Below are 14846 nucleotides of genomic sequence, written 5' to 3'. Positions count from 1 at the left end.
TCAGCCTTGATTTTTTGGTTCTTTTGCATCAAGGCAAAAGAACAGAAGAATAAAAGAGAAAGATGAATTGAGTTAAGAAAGGAAAACTGTTCATCGCTTTAATATCTCCTGTATTCTATTATGCGCCATATTTATTCCTTGTGCAAACGGGAGCTGCAGCATGCGATCTCTGTCTGCAACAGATTTATATACGATCTGCATGGTGAGTTTGCTGGTGCCTGCTGTTAGCTTTTCAAATTCTAAATATTCGATCTGAACAGGGAAGGGCGTGTTCTCCATTTCAAATGTGCGTGTTATTTTTTTGTTCGAAACAAATTCGTGAATCACGCCATTAAATAAATGTTTGTTTCCTTTCGGATCCGAAGTTTCAAACTGATAACTGCCGTGTTTTTTACTTTCAAGTTTTATTACTTTAGTACCCATCCATTGTTCAACAATTTCAGCATCTTCATATGCTTTGAAAAGTAAGTCTACAGGTAAGTCAAACTCACGTCTAATGAAGAGTTCCTGTTTGCCGTCTTCTGCGTGAATCTTTGTTTTTGGTTCCATAACTATTTTTTATGCTTTTTCATAATGCTTTCCAACTTGCTGAATCGGTCTTCCCACATGCTTCGGAAGGGCTCAAGGAATTCTGCTACTTCTTTCATTTTTTTAGCATTGATGTGATAGTATATTTCTCTGCCGTTTTGCTCCTGCTTCAGCAATTCACATTCTGTTAATATTTGTAAGTGTTTGGAAACCGTAGGGCGTGCCGTATCAAAATTGGATGCAATGGCACCTGCAGTCATAGCCTGAGAAGCAACCAGTAAGAGTATGGCTCTTCTTGAAGGATCCGCGATGGCTTGAAATACGTCTCTTCGTAAATTCATTGTGTAGTTATTTGACTACAAATATATGTGAAGTTATTTGACTACGCAAATGTTTGTGCAATTAAATGAAGGGGCAGGACACGATTAAGGGAATTACAGGATAGACAGGATTAGTTCGGTTCAAAGAAATTCACAATTGTCCTTGAAAGATGGGTTTTATTAAAAAAGGATTTTGTTTATCGAAACGGTTTGGAATTTGTTTTTTGTTTTTTGAAATTTTGAAACAGATTAGAATTTACCTCTATGAATTTTTATACACGCTTCTTTTTGAATGCATGTATTCTACCTGCGGATGTATGTCTAGGGGAATACGTAAAATTTTGCTCATGCAGAAAAATGATTCGGCTTCGGTTATACAGTCGGTTGCAGTTTTGCGTGACATTTCGTCGCTTAATGTTATGGTAGGCTGTAATAAGATTGCAACAGGATGGTATGCATCCTTGCTTTGTTCCATTTTTATAAAACATTGACTTCGGTAACCAACGATTTTCAATCCGGCTGCTTCAGCAGAATCCAGGAAGGCTTTCATAAAACAGGAGGATAGTGATCCAGCCAACAGCTGTTCGGGTGTCCAACGTTTTTTCTCTTCAGACACAGGTGTTTCAGGTGAAAATGTTTCCAGCTCTGCTAAGCCTGGTGAGCGTAACAATCCACTTCTTTTTTCCTTCCAGGACAAATGTACTTCGTAAAAATATTCTTTCATGGTTCTTAGATAATTCTCAAAGATAGCATATCTGAAGAGCAGCAAAGATGATAAACCTTAGTCGAGGTAATGATTTTTATCATGCTTCCCTTCTGTTCGTTTCTTCTACTTTGTACTGTGAATTATAGCGTTTTAGCATCGTTTATACAGGCTATTAGAATACGATCGATATGGTACAGACATTGAAAGAAACAGCACTAACATGTTATCATTGCGGTGAAGTTTTTCGTGGTAACACGTTTCGTTTAGACGATAAATCCTTTTGCTGCAATGGTTGTAAGATGGTGTATGAACTGCTGGAAGAGCGGTCTATGTGTACCTATTATACATTGGAGAATCAGCCCGGAAATAAAATAAAAGACAACACCCATACAGATTTTGCATATCTGGATAATCAGGAGATTGTAGCTTCGCTATTGAACTTTCAGGATGGAACACTTTCCGGCATTACTTTTTATATTCCATCCATTCATTGCAGTTCCTGTATCTGGCTGCTTGAAAATCTGCATAGCATTCACAAAGGTATTATCACTGCAGATATTCAGTTTCAGCGTAAGGAATTGAATGTACAATTCAATACAGATATTACGTTGCGAGAACTCGCAGGTCTACTTGAATCCATTGGTTATGCCCCGCTGATTACGATGGAAGGTAAGGAGATGACAACGCATACAGTGCAGCGAAGTATTTATTATAAACTGGGTATTGCCGGTTTCTGTTTCGGAAATATTATGATGCTGAGCTTACCTGAGTATCTATCGGTCTTTCAGGATGAGAACGGAGATCTGAAACATCTGTTTGCATTACTGAGTTTGTTGCTGGCAATGCCTGTATTTTTTTATAGTGCTTCGGGTTATTTTACATCGGCCTGGCAGGCACTTAAAAATAAGGTGGTGAATATTGATCTGCCGATTGCATTGGGATTAACTGCTGCCTTTGCACAAAGTACAATTGAAATTCTTAACGGTACTGGAAATGGTTATCTGGATTCGCTTTCCGGATTGGTTTTCTTTTTGCTGATCGGAAAATGGTATCAGCAAAAAACGTATGCGTCTTTATCTTTTGATCGCGATTACAAATCGTATTTTCCTCTGGCTGCATGTAAGGTGACAGAGAATGGTACAACGTATGTAGCACTGCAAGACTTGCAGGTGAATGATTTGATCCTGCTTCGTAATCAGGACCTGATCCCTGCAGATGGAATTTTAATGGAAGGCACCGCACATATTGATTATAGCTTCGTAACCGGTGAATCAATTCCTGTAGTAAAGAGCAGCGGAGAACAATTGTTTGCAGGTGGTAGACAGAAAGGCGCCGCGATCAAAGTTAAAATTATCCGCCCGGTTTCGGAAAGTTATCTTACACAGCTCTGGAACAAAGATCAGACAAAGGATTCCCGCTATGGTATTACAGAATTTACAAATACTATAGGGAAATATTTTACTATTGCTGTATTGTTGTTGAGTGCAGGAACTTATCTCTGGTGGATGAATACAAGTTCATCAACCGCTTTGTATGCGGCAGTATCGGTGCTCATTATTTTTTGTCCGTGTACGCTGGCTCTTGCGATTCCGTTCTGCTTTGGTCATGCCATGAATGTACTTGGCCGCAATGGATTCTATTTAAAAAACCCGCAAACCATTGAAAAGCTTTCCGGCAACAAAGTGATTGTTTTTGATAAAACAGGAACACTTACATCTGCGGCTGATTCAGAAGTGATTTTTGAAGGAACACTTACTGCTGAAGAACAACGGGGGATAAAATCATTGGTGCAAAATTCTGCGCATCCCTTATCCCGTATGATCGATAATCATCTGAAAGATCAAAAAGGAATCGCTGTAGATGCTTTTACAGAGATCACTTCTCAGGGCATCAGTGGTGAAATAGGAAATATGCATATACACATCGGAGCTGCAGCATTTACAGGTGTATCCCAAGATAAACGTCCGATTGATGGAAACGGCACGCGTGTGTATGTAAATATAAACGGGATGATCAAAGGATATTACAGGTGTCGTAATGCCTACAGACCTCAGTTGAAAGAAGTTCTTACAGAATTAAAATCCGATTATCAGTTGAATATATTATCCGGTGATACCGATGCCGAGAAAAATTTCCTGAGCGGGTATGTTGAATCTTTCCGCATGCATTTTCAGCAATCGCCTGAAAACAAACGTGCCTACATCGAATGGCTTTCTGCACAACATAAAGTGATCATGATTGGTGATGGACTCAACGATGCAGGTGCATTGCAGCAGAGTACCTGCGGTATCAGTATGACAGAAACCAGCGGAAGTTTTTCTCCGGCATCAGATGTGATAGTAGATGCTGCCTCCTTTCAAAAGCTTCCAGCATTTTTGAAATATGCAAACGCCTGTACGAAAACAGTGTATTGGAGTCTGGGTGTATCGCTGCTCTATAATCTCATTGGATTGTATTTCGCCATGCAGGGATATCTTAAACCTCTTGTAGCAGCGATTCTCATGCCGGTAAGCTCCGTGTCTATTGTATTGTTTGTAACGGCAATGAGCAGTTATTGGGCAAAACGATTTAAGCTTCTCTGAAAAAAAATGATATCTGTCAGTCCGGATGCTGTCGTGGCTCATTCCGTGTGTAGGCAGCAGTATCTTTCTTTGTATACGAATTACACAAACTATGAACGTAATCATTATTCTGGTCTGTTGCAGCCTGCTTGTTGCAGGATCATTTCTTGGAGCCTTCTTATGGGCTGTTAAGAATGGTCAGTACGATGATGAATATACTCCATCTGTTCGGATGTTGTTTGATTCTGAAAAAAAATCACAAACAAAAAAATAGTATTGTATGCAGTTACAAAAGTTTTCCTACGATAATACGATCGTCCGGAATTTTGCCTTCGCAACCATTATCTGGGGTATCATCGGTATGCTGGTGGGCCTAACCGCTGCATTGCAGCTGGCTTGGCCTGCATTGAACTTCGGACTGGAGTTTACCACTTTCGGACGGATTCGTCCTTTGCATACCAACGCAGTAATTTTTGCCTTCGTAGGAAATGGTATTTTTACAGGTGTATACTATTCGTTACAACGTCTCTGTAAGGCACGTATGTACAGCGATCTGTTGAGTAAAATTAATTTCTGGGGCTGGCAGCTGATTATCTTTTCAGCAGTGATTACACTTCCGTTAGGGTATACTACCAGTAAAGAATATGCTGAACTGGAGTGGCCTATTGATATTGCAATCACGCTGATCTGGGTTGTATTTGGCTGGAACATGTTTGCAACAATTCTGAAACGCAGAGAGAAACATTTATACGTAGCCATCTGGTTTTACATTGGAACATTTGTAACCGTAGCGGTACTGCATCTGGTAAACTCTTTTGAAATTCCGGTTTCATTTATGAAAAGTTATTCCTGGTATGCAGGAGTGCAGGATGCATTGGTGCAATGGTGGTATGGCCACAATGCGGTAGCATTTTTCCTTACAACTCCATACTTAGGTTTGATGTATTACTTTGTACCAAAGGCAGCAAACAGACCGGTGTATTCATACCGACTTTCTATCATCCATTTCTGGGCACTCATTTTTTTATATATCTGGGCGGGTCCGCATCACTTGCTGTATACCGCGTTGCCGGATTGGGTACAATCGTTGGGTGTAGTATTCTCTATCATGCTGATTGCGCCATCTTGGGGCGGTATGCTGAATGGCTTGCTAACACTGCGTGGTGCCTGGGATAAAGTACGTGAAGATGTGGTATTGAAATTTATGGTGGTTGCTCTTACTGCTTATGGTATGGCAACGTTTGAGGGGCCGATGCTTTCATTGAAAAATGTAAATGCGATCAGTCACTTTACAGACTGGACGGTTGCTCACGTACACGTTGGCGGCTTGGGCTGGAATGGTTTCTTAACATTCGGTATGTTGTACTGGTTGTTCCCTAAAATGTTCCGCACAGAACTGTATTCAAAACGTCTGGCTAATTTCCATTTCTGGATCGGTTCATTAGGTATTGTATTTTATGCATTGCCGATGTATTGGGCAGGTTTCACACAAAGTTTAATGTGGAAAGAATTTACGGAAGAAGGTTTGCTTGCGTATCCAAACTTTCTTGAAACGGTAACACAGATCAAAACCATGTACATGCTGCGTGCCTTGGGTGGTGCCATGTACATTGTTGGTACAGTGGTAATGGCATACAATTTACTCCGTACGGCAAAGGCAGGATCGTTCCTTGCAAATGAAGAAGCGGAAGCATTCCCGATTCATACAGAAGCAGCGGATTCAAAAGAACACTGGCACCGAATGATGGAGCGCAAGCCGATACAGTTGATGGTGTTGAGTTTGGTAGTGGTGCTTATTGGTGGATTGGTAGAAATGGTTCCGACCTTCCTTGTGAAATCAAACATCCCTACAATTGCCAACGTGAAACCTTATACACCACTTGAATTAGAAGGTAGAGACATATATATACGTGAAGGCTGTAACAATTGTCATACACAGATGATCCGTCCGTTCCGCTCTGAAACCGAACGCTATGGTGAATATTCCAAAGCTGGAGAGTTTGTATACGATCACCCGCATCTGTGGGGATCTAAACGTACAGGTCCTGATCTGCATCGAATAGGATCTAAGTATCCAAACTCCTGGCACTACAATCACATGCTTGATCCCGAAAGTATGTCGCCCGGTTCGATCATGCCTGCATATCCATGGCTCTTTGAAAAGAATTTAAATATTTCTTCAACGGTTGATAAAATAAAAGCGATGCGTACAATGGGTGTGCCGTATGCAGCGGGTTATGAAAATATGGCTGTTGCTGATCTTGATAAACAATCAGCAGAGATTGCCGCAAATCTTGCAGAAGCAGGTATTAAGACCATGAAGGAAAAAGAAATCATTTCTCTTATAGCTTATCTGCAGCGGATGGGAACAGACATTCAGGTAAAAGAAACACAACAAAATAAGAAATAAGGTATGTTGAAATTTATCAAACATCATATGACGTCTATCGGAAACATTGAGATCTATCCGGTGATTTCATTTATTCTGTTCTTTCTGTTTTTCATGATTATGCTGATTGTGGTCATTCGCAGTAGTAAAGCATTCATTGCAAAAATGGAACATCTTCCGCTGGAAGATGGTACACCAGCAACAAGGATTGCAAACACTGAAACGCTTTAATATATTCTTACAACGATGAGCTTCTTATCTATGATACTAATAACGGCAGATCCGGCAGCAATTACAGAAGCTGCGGCAGCGGCAACAAAGTATGTCTATCTTCCTTCAGATCCTATGAGCGCCTTTGTTATTGGAACATTGGTATTTATAATAGTTGTATTTCTGTTTTTGATTTTTTCAATGCTTCAATTCAAACGAATTCTTTATCCTGATAAAGAACCGGCTTTGAAAGGATTCATGCAGAAGCTTACAGATACCGTACCCATAGAAAAAGAAGAGGAAATCTTAATGGATCACGTGTACGATGGCATACGCGAGCTGGATAACAATCTTCCACCCTGGTGGAAATATTTGTTCTATGCAACCATTGTGTTTGGATTCGGCTATATATATTACTACCATTTTACAGGTACAGACAGGTTGCAGATCGGTGAATACAATCAGGAGTTACTGGTTGCAGAAACTGAAATGGTTGAGTACAGAAAACATGCCGCTAACAGCATCGATGAATCGAATGTGAAAATGTCTGATGAAGCAGGTATCAAAGAAGGGTATACACTCTTCCAGGAAAATTGTATTGCCTGTCATGGCAAAACCGGTGGAGGCGGAGTAGGGCCTAACCTAACGGATGAATACTGGCTGCATGGCGGCGGACTATCCGATGTCTTCAAGACTATTAAATATGGTGTACCACAAAAAGGTATGATCTCTTGGAAGTCGCAACTCAGTCCACTTAATATGCAACAATTGACAAGTTATATCATGAGTCTAAAGGGTACAAATCCTGAGAAAGCGAAAGCTCCACAAGGAGAGCTCTACATTGCAAAATAAATTTATACTGTTGTGTAACATTACTGGTTCCGTCTCGGCGGGAGTGTTCTGCGAAATCTATAAGGGGGATTAAGCGGATCACTTACAACCAGCATATTCAATGGTTTCAGCCTAACATACATTTATCCTAATAATGGAAACCAAAACCTTTCTTGTTCAGCAGCATTCAGCCACTTTTCGTGATACGATCTCAACAGTTGATACGTCCGGAAAGCGGATCTGGCTCTATCCAAAGAATCCAAAGGGAAGGCTTACCAATTACAGGACGTTGCTTTCAATGTTTTTTATCATGCTCATGATAAGCGGCCCATTTATAAAAATAGATGGTGAGCCAATTTTATTGTTGAATATAATTGAACGCAAGTTTATCATTTTAGGTAAGATCTTCTGGCCACAAGATTTTCATATTTTTCTGCTGATCATGATTGCTGGTGTTGTGTTTGTCGGCTTATTTACAGTAATATATGGAAGAGTGTTCTGCGGGTGGGTATGCCCGCAGACAATTTTTATGGAATCGGTATTTCGTAAAATTGAATACTGGATCGAAGGTGACTGGAAAGATCGGATGGCCTTGGATAAGGCTAGCTTGAGTATTTCAAAATTCAGTAAAAAATTATTGAAGCATATTCTGTTTTTTGTGCTCTCCGCATTGATTTCATCTGTGCTGTTGAGTTATATCATTGGGGTAGATCAGGTAATGGCCTTAGCAACGGGGAATCCTTTAGACCATATAGGAAAGAGCATTGCAATGCTTGTGTTTACCTTTGCATTCTATTGGGTATACGCGAAATTCCGCGAACAGATCTGTACTACAATTTGTCCGTACGGAAGATTGCAAGGCGTATTACTCGATAAAAATTCTCTGGTTGTTGCATATGATTATGTGCGAGGCGAGACTCGTGGCAAATTAAAAGCGCATGAAACAAGAGCTGATTCTGGTAAAGGAGATTGTATCGATTGCAATCAATGCGTACATGTATGCCCCATGGGGATTGATATCCGAAATGGTACTCAGCTAGAATGTACCAATTGTACAGCATGTATAGATGCATGTGATTTCATGATGGTAAATGTAGGCTTGCCAAAGGGCTTGATCCGTATGGATTCTGAAGCGGGGATTTCAGAAAAAAAACCTTTCCGGTTTACAACACGGGTTATTGCCTACAGCGCTGTATTGATGCTCTTGCTTGGATTTATCTCTTTTTTATTGATCCTGCGTTCGGATATTGAAACATCTGTGTTGCGTACGCCCGGTGTTACGTTTCAGCAACTTTCAGATAATAAGATCAGCAATCTCTACAACATCAAACTTATTAATAAAACCAATAAAGAGATTCAGGTACATCTGAAGATCAAATCCGGTCCGGGTGAATTAAAGCTTATCGGAAAAGAATTGATTATCCCTTCGCAGGGAACGGCGCAGACTTCCGCATTCATAATCCTGGATCAGTCTGACATAAAGAAAACGAAAACGTCTATGCAGGTCGGTGTTTATTCCGAAGGCAAAGAACTTGAAACGGTTTCAACTACATTCATTGCACCTTTAAATTAACTCATATGAGCTGGGGATATCGCGTAATATTTATTACAGTAGGTTTTGTATGCTTCATGCTGTTCCTTGTGTTCAGTGCATTTCAGCAGACCTTTGATCTTGTAGCTGAAGATTATTATGGAAAAGAATTGAAATTTCAAAGTCAGATCGAAAAGCAAAATAATCAATTGGAAATGAAAGAGCATGTATTCTGTACGGTATATGGCAGCATGTTGCACATTCAGTTTCCTGAAAAAATAGCACGTGATACCATTGCCGGAACAGTATTGTTCTTTCGGCCTTCGGATTCAAAAAAGGATATTGTTCGTTCTCTACGTTGCTCAGAAGAAGGAGTACAGGAATTTCCTGTTGATTTGTTTTCAAAAGGCCGTTATCGGGTACAGATCGATTATACCGCAGGAGGTAAAAGTTATTATTGCGAACAAAATATTATGATTCCTTAGTATGATGCTGTTCTATGCTGCTTGTATCATGGGTTTGACAGGAAGTCTGCACTGCCTTGGTATGTGCGGGCCGATTGCGTTTGCATTGCCTGTACGTACGAATGTGTTGTATATAAAAATTCTCAAATATGGATTGTACAATATCGGTCGCGTTACTACCTACGCAATACTTGGAGCGCTTATTGGTATTGCCGGGAAAGGATTTGCATTGGCAGGTATGCAGCAGATGTTATCCATTGCAGCAGGAATATTGATTATTGTTTCTGCATTACTTGCTTATACATCTACTAACAATGTTGTTATGAATCGCATTGCAGATACTATACGCACACGTTTGAAATCAGCCTTTCATTTTTATTTTCAGCAGAAAGGAAACACGGCTTTGTTTATGCTTGGACTGCTGAATGGCTTGTTGCCATGTGGTATGGTTTATATGGCTATGCTTGCTGCATTGGCAGCCGGTAGTCCGGCTTCTGGAGCTGCATTCATGACAGGCTTCGGACTTGGTACGGTACCGATGATGTTTGGTGTTTGTCTGGCAGGGAATGTTGTTGGAATGAAATGGAAAAATTTTATATATAAAGCAGCACCTTTATTGGCCTGCATGGTAGGTGTACTGCTTATTTTACGAGGTATGCAGGTAAGTGTGCCACTTTTATCAGCAGGACACGATTGCTGTAGCGCTTCTACTTGCCATTAATATGAAAACAGATAAAGAATCCCTGATCCGGAAATACAATGTACCCGGGCCACGTTACACAAGCTATCCGCCCGTTCCTTATTGGGATGCAGATACATTCACGCGTTTGAAATGGATTGAAGCCATAGAGAAATCTGCTGATGAGGAAGGGATCAGTATTTACATACACTTACCGTATTGTGAAAGTCTTTGTACGTTTTGCGGATGCAATACACGTATTACAGTAAATCATGCGGTAGAGGATTCATACATTGATGCGGTATTAGAAGAATGGAGTCTGTATAAAGCGTTGATTAAAAAACAGCCGGTTATTAAGGAGCTGCATTTGGGGGGAGGAACTCCTACATTTTTCAGTGCAGAAAATCTGACACGGCTTATAAAGGGAATCACATCTGATGCACGGATCGCCTTAGATCCGGAGTTTGGTTTTGAAGGGCATCCCGCAAATACAACACAAGAACATCTACAAGCCTTGTATAATGTGGGATTTCGACGTGTGAGTTTTGGTATTCAGGATTTTGATCCGAAGGTGCAGGAAGTAATCAATCGCAAGCAGACTTTTGAACAGGTAGAAGAAGTTACAAGATGTGCACGTGAGATTGGTTATACGTCGGTGAATTACGATGTGCTGTATGGATTGCCATTGCAGACCTTAGAAAAAATCACAGATACGATGCAAAAGGTTATACAGTTGAAACCGGACCGGATTGCCTTTTACAGTTATGCACATGTTCCCTGGATCAAACCCGGACAACGGAAGTTTACGGAGCTGGATCTGCCGGATGATGAAGCAAAACGTGCCTTGTATGAATCAGGAAGGACACTGCTTGAACAGGCGGGTTACAGAGAGATTGGCATGGATCATTTTGCTTTGGAGACAGATGATCTCTATACTGCTTTTAAAAATAAAAAACTTCACCGCAATTTTATGGGATATACTACAGGTCATACGAATGTGCTTATTGGCTTGGGCGTATCTTCGATAAGTGAGTTGCCTAATGCGTATGCGCAGAATGTGAAGACGGTAGAAGAATATAAAGCCCTGGTGCAGGCTTCAGAGATCCCGGTATTCAAAGGACATTTTCTCACGCGCGAAGATCGGATTATTCGAAAACACATTCTGAATCTTATGTGTCGCCTTCAAACAGGTATTGAAAATCCTTCCAACCAATGTTCATCTGTATTGACTGGGATTGGGGCTATGGCTGTTATGGAAAAAGAAGGACTAGTAAAAATAGGACTGCATTCCCTTGAAATAACAGAAAAGGGAAGACCCTTTATCCGAAATATCTGTATGGCATTGGATGCACGCATGCAGAAAGCACAAACTAATAAAAATACATTCTCAAAAGTAATCTAACTCCTATATGATCATTCTATATTTCTTTCTTGCACACTGGTATCTTTCTTTATTTGCACAAACATTCTTTCTGCACCGATATGCGGCGCATCAGATGTTTACAATGAAACCATTCTGGGAAAAAGTATTTTACATTCTGACCTATATCTTTCAAGGTTCTTCTTTTTTAAGTCCGTATGCGTATGGGGTAATGCACCGCATGCATCATGCTTATGCCGATACAGAGAAAGATCCACATTCGCCTTCGTATTCAAAAAATTTGTTTGATATGATGTGGAAGACAAAAAACATTTACAATGATATTCTGAACAAAAGAGTAGCTATTGATCCGAAGTTTACTAAAAATGTTCCCTACTGGGGTTTTATTGAAAAACTTGGTGATCAGTGGATCTCTCGTATTGCATGGGGAACGGCATACAGTTTGTTCTATATTAAGTTTGCCACACATTGGTGGATGTATTTATTGTTGCCAATACATTTCCTGATGGGTCCGGTACATGGTGCAATCATTAACTGGTTTGCACATCGGGTAGGGTATATTAATTTCAAGGTTTCGGATACAGCTAAAAATTTATTGCCGGTTGATTTTTTAATGATGGGAGAGAGTTACCACAACAATCATCATAAGCTTGGCGGACGTGCAAACTTTGGTGTGAAGTGGCATGAATTTGATCCTACTTATCCGTTTATACTTGCATTCAATTTTCTACATGTCATTAAACTTAAACGGAATAATGATCTGAACTATATGTGATGTTATTTAAACCGTCATATACATGTGACGGTCCCGCCACGGTGGTAAAGCGCAGCAGATGTTATTAATAAGTAGTGCTGCGCTTCATTGACATTGTACTTTAGCCAACAGCGAATTCCCAAAATAAAAAAGCCGGCATGAAAACACACCGGCCTTTTTTATCAAAACGAAACTCAAAAAATTTAATTCTTCATATGGATCAGCTTGTCGGTTTTTATAAGTGTAATTGTACTACCCGAAATTTTTATCAGTCCTTCGTCTTTAAAATCCGAAAGCGTGCGGATAACAGTTTCTTTGGATGCACCTACCAGATCTGAAAGATCGTCTCGGGTAATGGCCATTGAAAAATTTCCAGTGTTTTCTTTTTGATACGTATTCTGAAGCATGATCAATGACTCAGCAACTCTTCTACGTACGGAGCTGTATGCCAGATTCAACAAACGTTCTTCTTTCTCCAGTACATTATTGGAAAGCATTTTAATGAATTTATTTGCCACGTCGCGGTTGTGATGAAGGAGTGCAAAGAAATCATCTTTGTGAATGGTGGATAGTTCTGTATCTTCAAGAGCTACGGCGTTTTCCGCATATACAGATTCCTCCAGGAGATCGGTGTATCCAAAAAAATCTCCCTCTGCATACAAACCTGTGATGAGTTCATTTCCCAAACTATTTGCACGAGATGTTTTAACCTTTCCTTTTACAATAAAATACAACGCATTGGGATAGCTGCCGTGTGTATATACATTGTGTTTTTTCGGAACTGTCACATAATGTTTTTCATCGCTTAGCAGGTTGTTCAGTTCCTGTAGGCCTTTGGCATGTGTTAAAAATTCCTCCAAACCTTCCGTATTTTTTGTGAATTCACTTTTCAGTGCTGTGTGTTTTTTCAACCGGATCTCGATCGCATTCAGCAATTCAATGTCGTCAAAAGGTTTTGTAAGATAATCGTCTGCACCCAGATTCATACCTTTGCGCAGGTCGTCTTTTTCAGATTTGGCTGTAAGAAAAATAAATGGGATGCCACTTGTTGCCGGATTTTTACTTAATACGTGCAGTACGCCATATCCGTCGAGTTCCGGCATCATGACATCACAGACGATCAGATCGGGGATGGTATTTTTTGTAATTCCTACACCGACTTTTCCGTTCTCCGCACTTAATACGTGGTAACCCGCCAGCTCTAGAATTTCTCCTATATTCTCACGTACTTTTTGATTGTCTTCAATCAATAATATTGTTTTCATGATACAGAAATTTTTGGTATTTCAATCGTGAACGTACTTCCATGGTCCATCTTGCTTTCCAGCGATATATGTCCACTCAGTAAATCTACATAGCGTTTTACAATATTCAGTCCGAGTCCGGTTCCTTGTATGTTCGCAGCATTGTGTGCCCTGAAGAAACGCGTGAAGAGAAATGGTTTGTCTTCTTCAGAAATGCCGATGCCCTCATCTTTTACGGTAAAAATGATATTGACATTGGTCACTGCAACTGACAATTCGATCACACCTTTTTCAGAATATTTTACTGCATTCGAAATCAGATTCAGTAAAATATTTTTGATGATGTTTTTATCCAGGTATACCGTTTCAGGGCCTTTATGCACGCAGGTGAACGTTTGCTTTTCTTTTAACGTGGATTGCATTTCATCCTGAATATCTTTTGCCAGCATGTAGATGTTGAATTCAGAAGGTGTATTTGGTACAACGCCTTCTTCCAGTTTGCTTAGAGAAAGAAAATCGTTTAAGATCACAGTCAGCTCGGCTACGCAAGTCTTGATACGGTCTATATGTTTGTTCATCTTGTCGCGGTCACCAATTTCCTCGTATTTGGCTATAAGCGTTGTAGAAGAAAGAATGGTGCTGAGTGGCGTTCTGAATTCGTGCGAAGCAAGTGTTACAAACCGCGATTTGAGTTCGTTCAGTTCTTTTTCTTTTTCCAGAGACTTGCGTACTTCAGCTTCCGCTTCTTTTTGTTTTGCATTTGTTTCTTTTAATTGTTTGATCGCATCAAACAATTCAGACGTACGCTGCTGTACACGTTCTTCCAGTTCGGTGTTCAGTTTGCGGAATGCATGTTCGGCTTCCTTTAATTGAGTAATGTCGTGTATGATACCCGTGTAAATGATCTTGTCCTTTAATGCAACCTCACTTACACTTAATAAAAAAGGAAAGGTAGTTCCGCTCTTTTTTTTCCCCAATACTTCACGGCCGATACCAATAATTTTTTTTGTGCCGGTACGCTGGTAGTTTTCAATATAGTGATCGTGATTACTGTGATCAGGTTCGGGCATCAGAATACTGATGTTCTTGCCGATCACTTCGGTTGGCTCGTATTCAAAAATAGCTGCAGCTGCGGGATTCAATGTTTCGATAATACCTCGCTGATCAATAGTAATGATCCCATCGATTGCGTTTTCAATAATTGCTTTTAATCTTGATTCGTTATCCATTTCTATCACAAGTAGTGAT

The 14846-nt window shown here is 40.2% G+C and carries 15 protein-coding genes; 10 read left to right on the top strand and 5 right to left on the bottom strand.

Going from position 1 to position 14846, the window contains the following annotated elements; translation table 11 throughout:
• Positions 1 to 90 precede the first annotated feature (90 nt).
• The 3 genes from A3EE_RS0105060 to A3EE_RS21190 all read right to left on the bottom strand — a co-directional run bounded on the left by A3EE_RS0105060 (position 91) and on the right by A3EE_RS21190 (position 1572).
• The gene (locus tag A3EE_RS0105060) at positions 91 to 549 is read right to left on the bottom strand and encodes an SRPBCC domain-containing protein (protein WP_018342357.1); all 459 of its coding nucleotides are present in this window, start codon (positions 547 to 549) and stop codon (positions 91 to 93) included.
• 2 nt (positions 550 to 551) lie between these two features.
• Positions 552 to 869: an ArsR/SmtB family transcription factor gene (locus A3EE_RS0105055; protein WP_018342356.1), complete on the bottom strand. Its 318-nt coding sequence runs from the start codon at positions 867 to 869 to the stop codon at positions 552 to 554.
• 241 nt (positions 870 to 1110) lie between these two features.
• Positions 1111 to 1572 (bottom strand): OsmC family protein, encoded by a 462-nt coding sequence (locus A3EE_RS21190; protein WP_018342355.1) that lies wholly within the window; start codon positions 1570 to 1572, stop codon positions 1111 to 1113.
• Positions 1573 to 1742: 170 nt separating this feature from the next.
• Here A3EE_RS21190 and A3EE_RS0105045 point away from each other — a divergent pair, with 170 nt between their 5' ends.
• The 10 genes from A3EE_RS0105045 (at position 1743) to A3EE_RS0105000 (ending at position 12375) form a co-directional block, all read left to right on the top strand.
• The gene (locus A3EE_RS0105045) at positions 1743 to 4136 is read left to right on the top strand and encodes a heavy metal translocating P-type ATPase (RefSeq protein ID WP_018342354.1); all 2394 of its coding nucleotides are present in this window, start codon (positions 1743 to 1745) and stop codon (positions 4134 to 4136) included.
• Positions 4137 to 4227: 91 nt separating this feature from the next.
• Positions 4228 to 4389: a cbb3-type cytochrome oxidase assembly protein CcoS gene (ccoS, locus tag A3EE_RS0105040; RefSeq protein WP_018342353.1), complete on the top strand. Its 162-nt coding sequence runs from the start codon at positions 4228 to 4230 to the stop codon at positions 4387 to 4389.
• Between the two features lie 6 nt (positions 4390 to 4395).
• Positions 4396 to 6525 (top strand): cytochrome-c oxidase, cbb3-type subunit I, encoded by a 2130-nt coding sequence (gene ccoN / locus A3EE_RS0105035; RefSeq protein WP_018342352.1) that lies wholly within the window; start codon positions 4396 to 4398, stop codon positions 6523 to 6525.
• A 3-nt stretch (positions 6526 to 6528) separates the two neighbouring features.
• A complete protein-coding gene (locus tag A3EE_RS0105030) occupies positions 6529 to 6735 on the top strand; it encodes a hypothetical protein (protein ID WP_026209601.1) in 207 nt (68 codons plus the stop codon).
• Positions 6736 to 6765: 30 nt separating this feature from the next.
• Complete coding sequence (locus A3EE_RS0105025; RefSeq protein WP_245553803.1) at positions 6766 to 7566, top strand: cbb3-type cytochrome c oxidase N-terminal domain-containing protein; 801 nt, start codon at positions 6766 to 6768, stop codon at positions 7564 to 7566.
• 133 nt (positions 7567 to 7699) lie between these two features.
• Positions 7700 to 9118, top strand: coding sequence for a cytochrome c oxidase accessory protein CcoG (gene ccoG / locus A3EE_RS0105020; protein WP_018342349.1), 1419 nt, complete (start codon positions 7700 to 7702; stop codon positions 9116 to 9118).
• Positions 9119 to 9123: 5 nt separating this feature from the next.
• A complete protein-coding gene (locus A3EE_RS0105015; RefSeq protein ID WP_018342348.1) occupies positions 9124 to 9561 on the top strand; it encodes a FixH family protein in 438 nt (145 codons plus the stop codon).
• A 1-nt stretch (position 9562) separates the two neighbouring features.
• On the top strand, positions 9563 to 10261 hold the full coding sequence (locus tag A3EE_RS0105010; protein ID WP_018342347.1) for a sulfite exporter TauE/SafE family protein: 699 nt from the start codon (positions 9563 to 9565) through the stop codon (positions 10259 to 10261).
• A 1-nt stretch (position 10262) separates the two neighbouring features.
• The gene (hemN, locus tag A3EE_RS0105005) at positions 10263 to 11621 is read left to right on the top strand and encodes an oxygen-independent coproporphyrinogen III oxidase (RefSeq protein WP_018342346.1); all 1359 of its coding nucleotides are present in this window, start codon (positions 10263 to 10265) and stop codon (positions 11619 to 11621) included.
• Between the two features lie 7 nt (positions 11622 to 11628).
• On the top strand, positions 11629 to 12375 hold the full coding sequence (locus tag A3EE_RS0105000; RefSeq protein ID WP_018342345.1) for an acyl-CoA desaturase: 747 nt from the start codon (positions 11629 to 11631) through the stop codon (positions 12373 to 12375).
• 182 nt (positions 12376 to 12557) lie between these two features.
• On the opposite strand, the gene A3EE_RS0104995 is transcribed toward A3EE_RS0105000, so the two are convergent.
• Together A3EE_RS0104995 and A3EE_RS0104990 are read right to left on the bottom strand one after the other, a co-directional pair.
• Positions 12558 to 13619: a response regulator gene (locus A3EE_RS0104995; RefSeq protein WP_018342344.1), complete on the bottom strand. Its 1062-nt coding sequence runs from the start codon at positions 13617 to 13619 to the stop codon at positions 12558 to 12560.
• The gene (locus A3EE_RS0104990) at positions 13616 to 14827 is read right to left on the bottom strand and encodes a PAS domain-containing sensor histidine kinase (protein ID WP_018342343.1); all 1212 of its coding nucleotides are present in this window, start codon (positions 14825 to 14827) and stop codon (positions 13616 to 13618) included. Before A3EE_RS0104990 ends, A3EE_RS0104995 begins: the two co-directional genes overlap by 4 nt.
• Positions 14828 to 14846 lie beyond the last annotated feature (19 nt).

This window comes from Cytophaga aurantiaca DSM 3654 (assembly GCF_000379725.1).
Lineage (GTDB): Bacteria > Bacteroidota > Bacteroidia > Cytophagales > Cytophagaceae > Cytophaga > Cytophaga aurantiaca.
Note: the sequence above shows the minus strand (reverse complement) of the source record. Positions and strands in the feature narration are given on the sequence as shown.

Excerpts from the sequence above, each read along its gene's own strand:
- A3EE_RS0105015 (WP_018342348.1), top strand. The coding sequence starts at position 9,124 with ATGAGCTGGGGATATCGCGTAATATTTATTACAGTAGGTTTTGTATGC.
- A3EE_RS0105000 (WP_018342345.1), top strand. The coding sequence starts at position 11,629 with ATGATCATTCTATATTTCTTTCTTGCACACTGGTATCTTTCTTTATTT.
- hemN (WP_018342346.1), top strand. The coding sequence starts at position 10,263 with ATGAAAACAGATAAAGAATCCCTGATCCGGAAATACAATGTACCCGGG.
- ccoS (WP_018342353.1), top strand. The coding sequence starts at position 4,228 with ATGAACGTAATCATTATTCTGGTCTGTTGCAGCCTGCTTGTTGCAGGA.
- ccoN (WP_018342352.1), top strand. The coding sequence starts at position 4,396 with ATGCAGTTACAAAAGTTTTCCTACGATAATACGATCGTCCGGAATTTT.
- A3EE_RS0105030 (WP_026209601.1), top strand. The coding sequence starts at position 6,529 with ATGTTGAAATTTATCAAACATCATATGACGTCTATCGGAAACATTGAG.
- ccoG (WP_018342349.1), top strand. The coding sequence starts at position 7,700 with ATGGAAACCAAAACCTTTCTTGTTCAGCAGCATTCAGCCACTTTTCGT.
- A3EE_RS0105060 (WP_018342357.1), bottom strand. The coding sequence starts at position 549 with ATGGAACCAAAAACAAAGATTCACGCAGAAGACGGCAAACAGGAACTC.
- A3EE_RS0104990 (WP_018342343.1), bottom strand. The coding sequence starts at position 14,827 with ATGGATAACGAATCAAGATTAAAAGCAATTATTGAAAACGCAATCGAT.
- A3EE_RS0105045 (WP_018342354.1), top strand. The coding sequence starts at position 1,743 with ATGGTACAGACATTGAAAGAAACAGCACTAACATGTTATCATTGCGGT.
- A3EE_RS0105025 (WP_245553803.1), top strand. The coding sequence starts at position 6,766 with ATGATACTAATAACGGCAGATCCGGCAGCAATTACAGAAGCTGCGGCA.
- A3EE_RS21190 (WP_018342355.1), bottom strand. The coding sequence starts at position 1,572 with ATGAAAGAATATTTTTACGAAGTACATTTGTCCTGGAAGGAAAAAAGA.
- A3EE_RS0104995 (WP_018342344.1), bottom strand. The coding sequence starts at position 13,619 with ATGAAAACAATATTATTGATTGAAGACAATCAAAAAGTACGTGAGAAT.
- A3EE_RS0105010 (WP_018342347.1), top strand. The coding sequence starts at position 9,563 with ATGATGCTGTTCTATGCTGCTTGTATCATGGGTTTGACAGGAAGTCTG.
- A3EE_RS0105055 (WP_018342356.1), bottom strand. The coding sequence starts at position 869 with ATGAATTTACGAAGAGACGTATTTCAAGCCATCGCGGATCCTTCAAGA.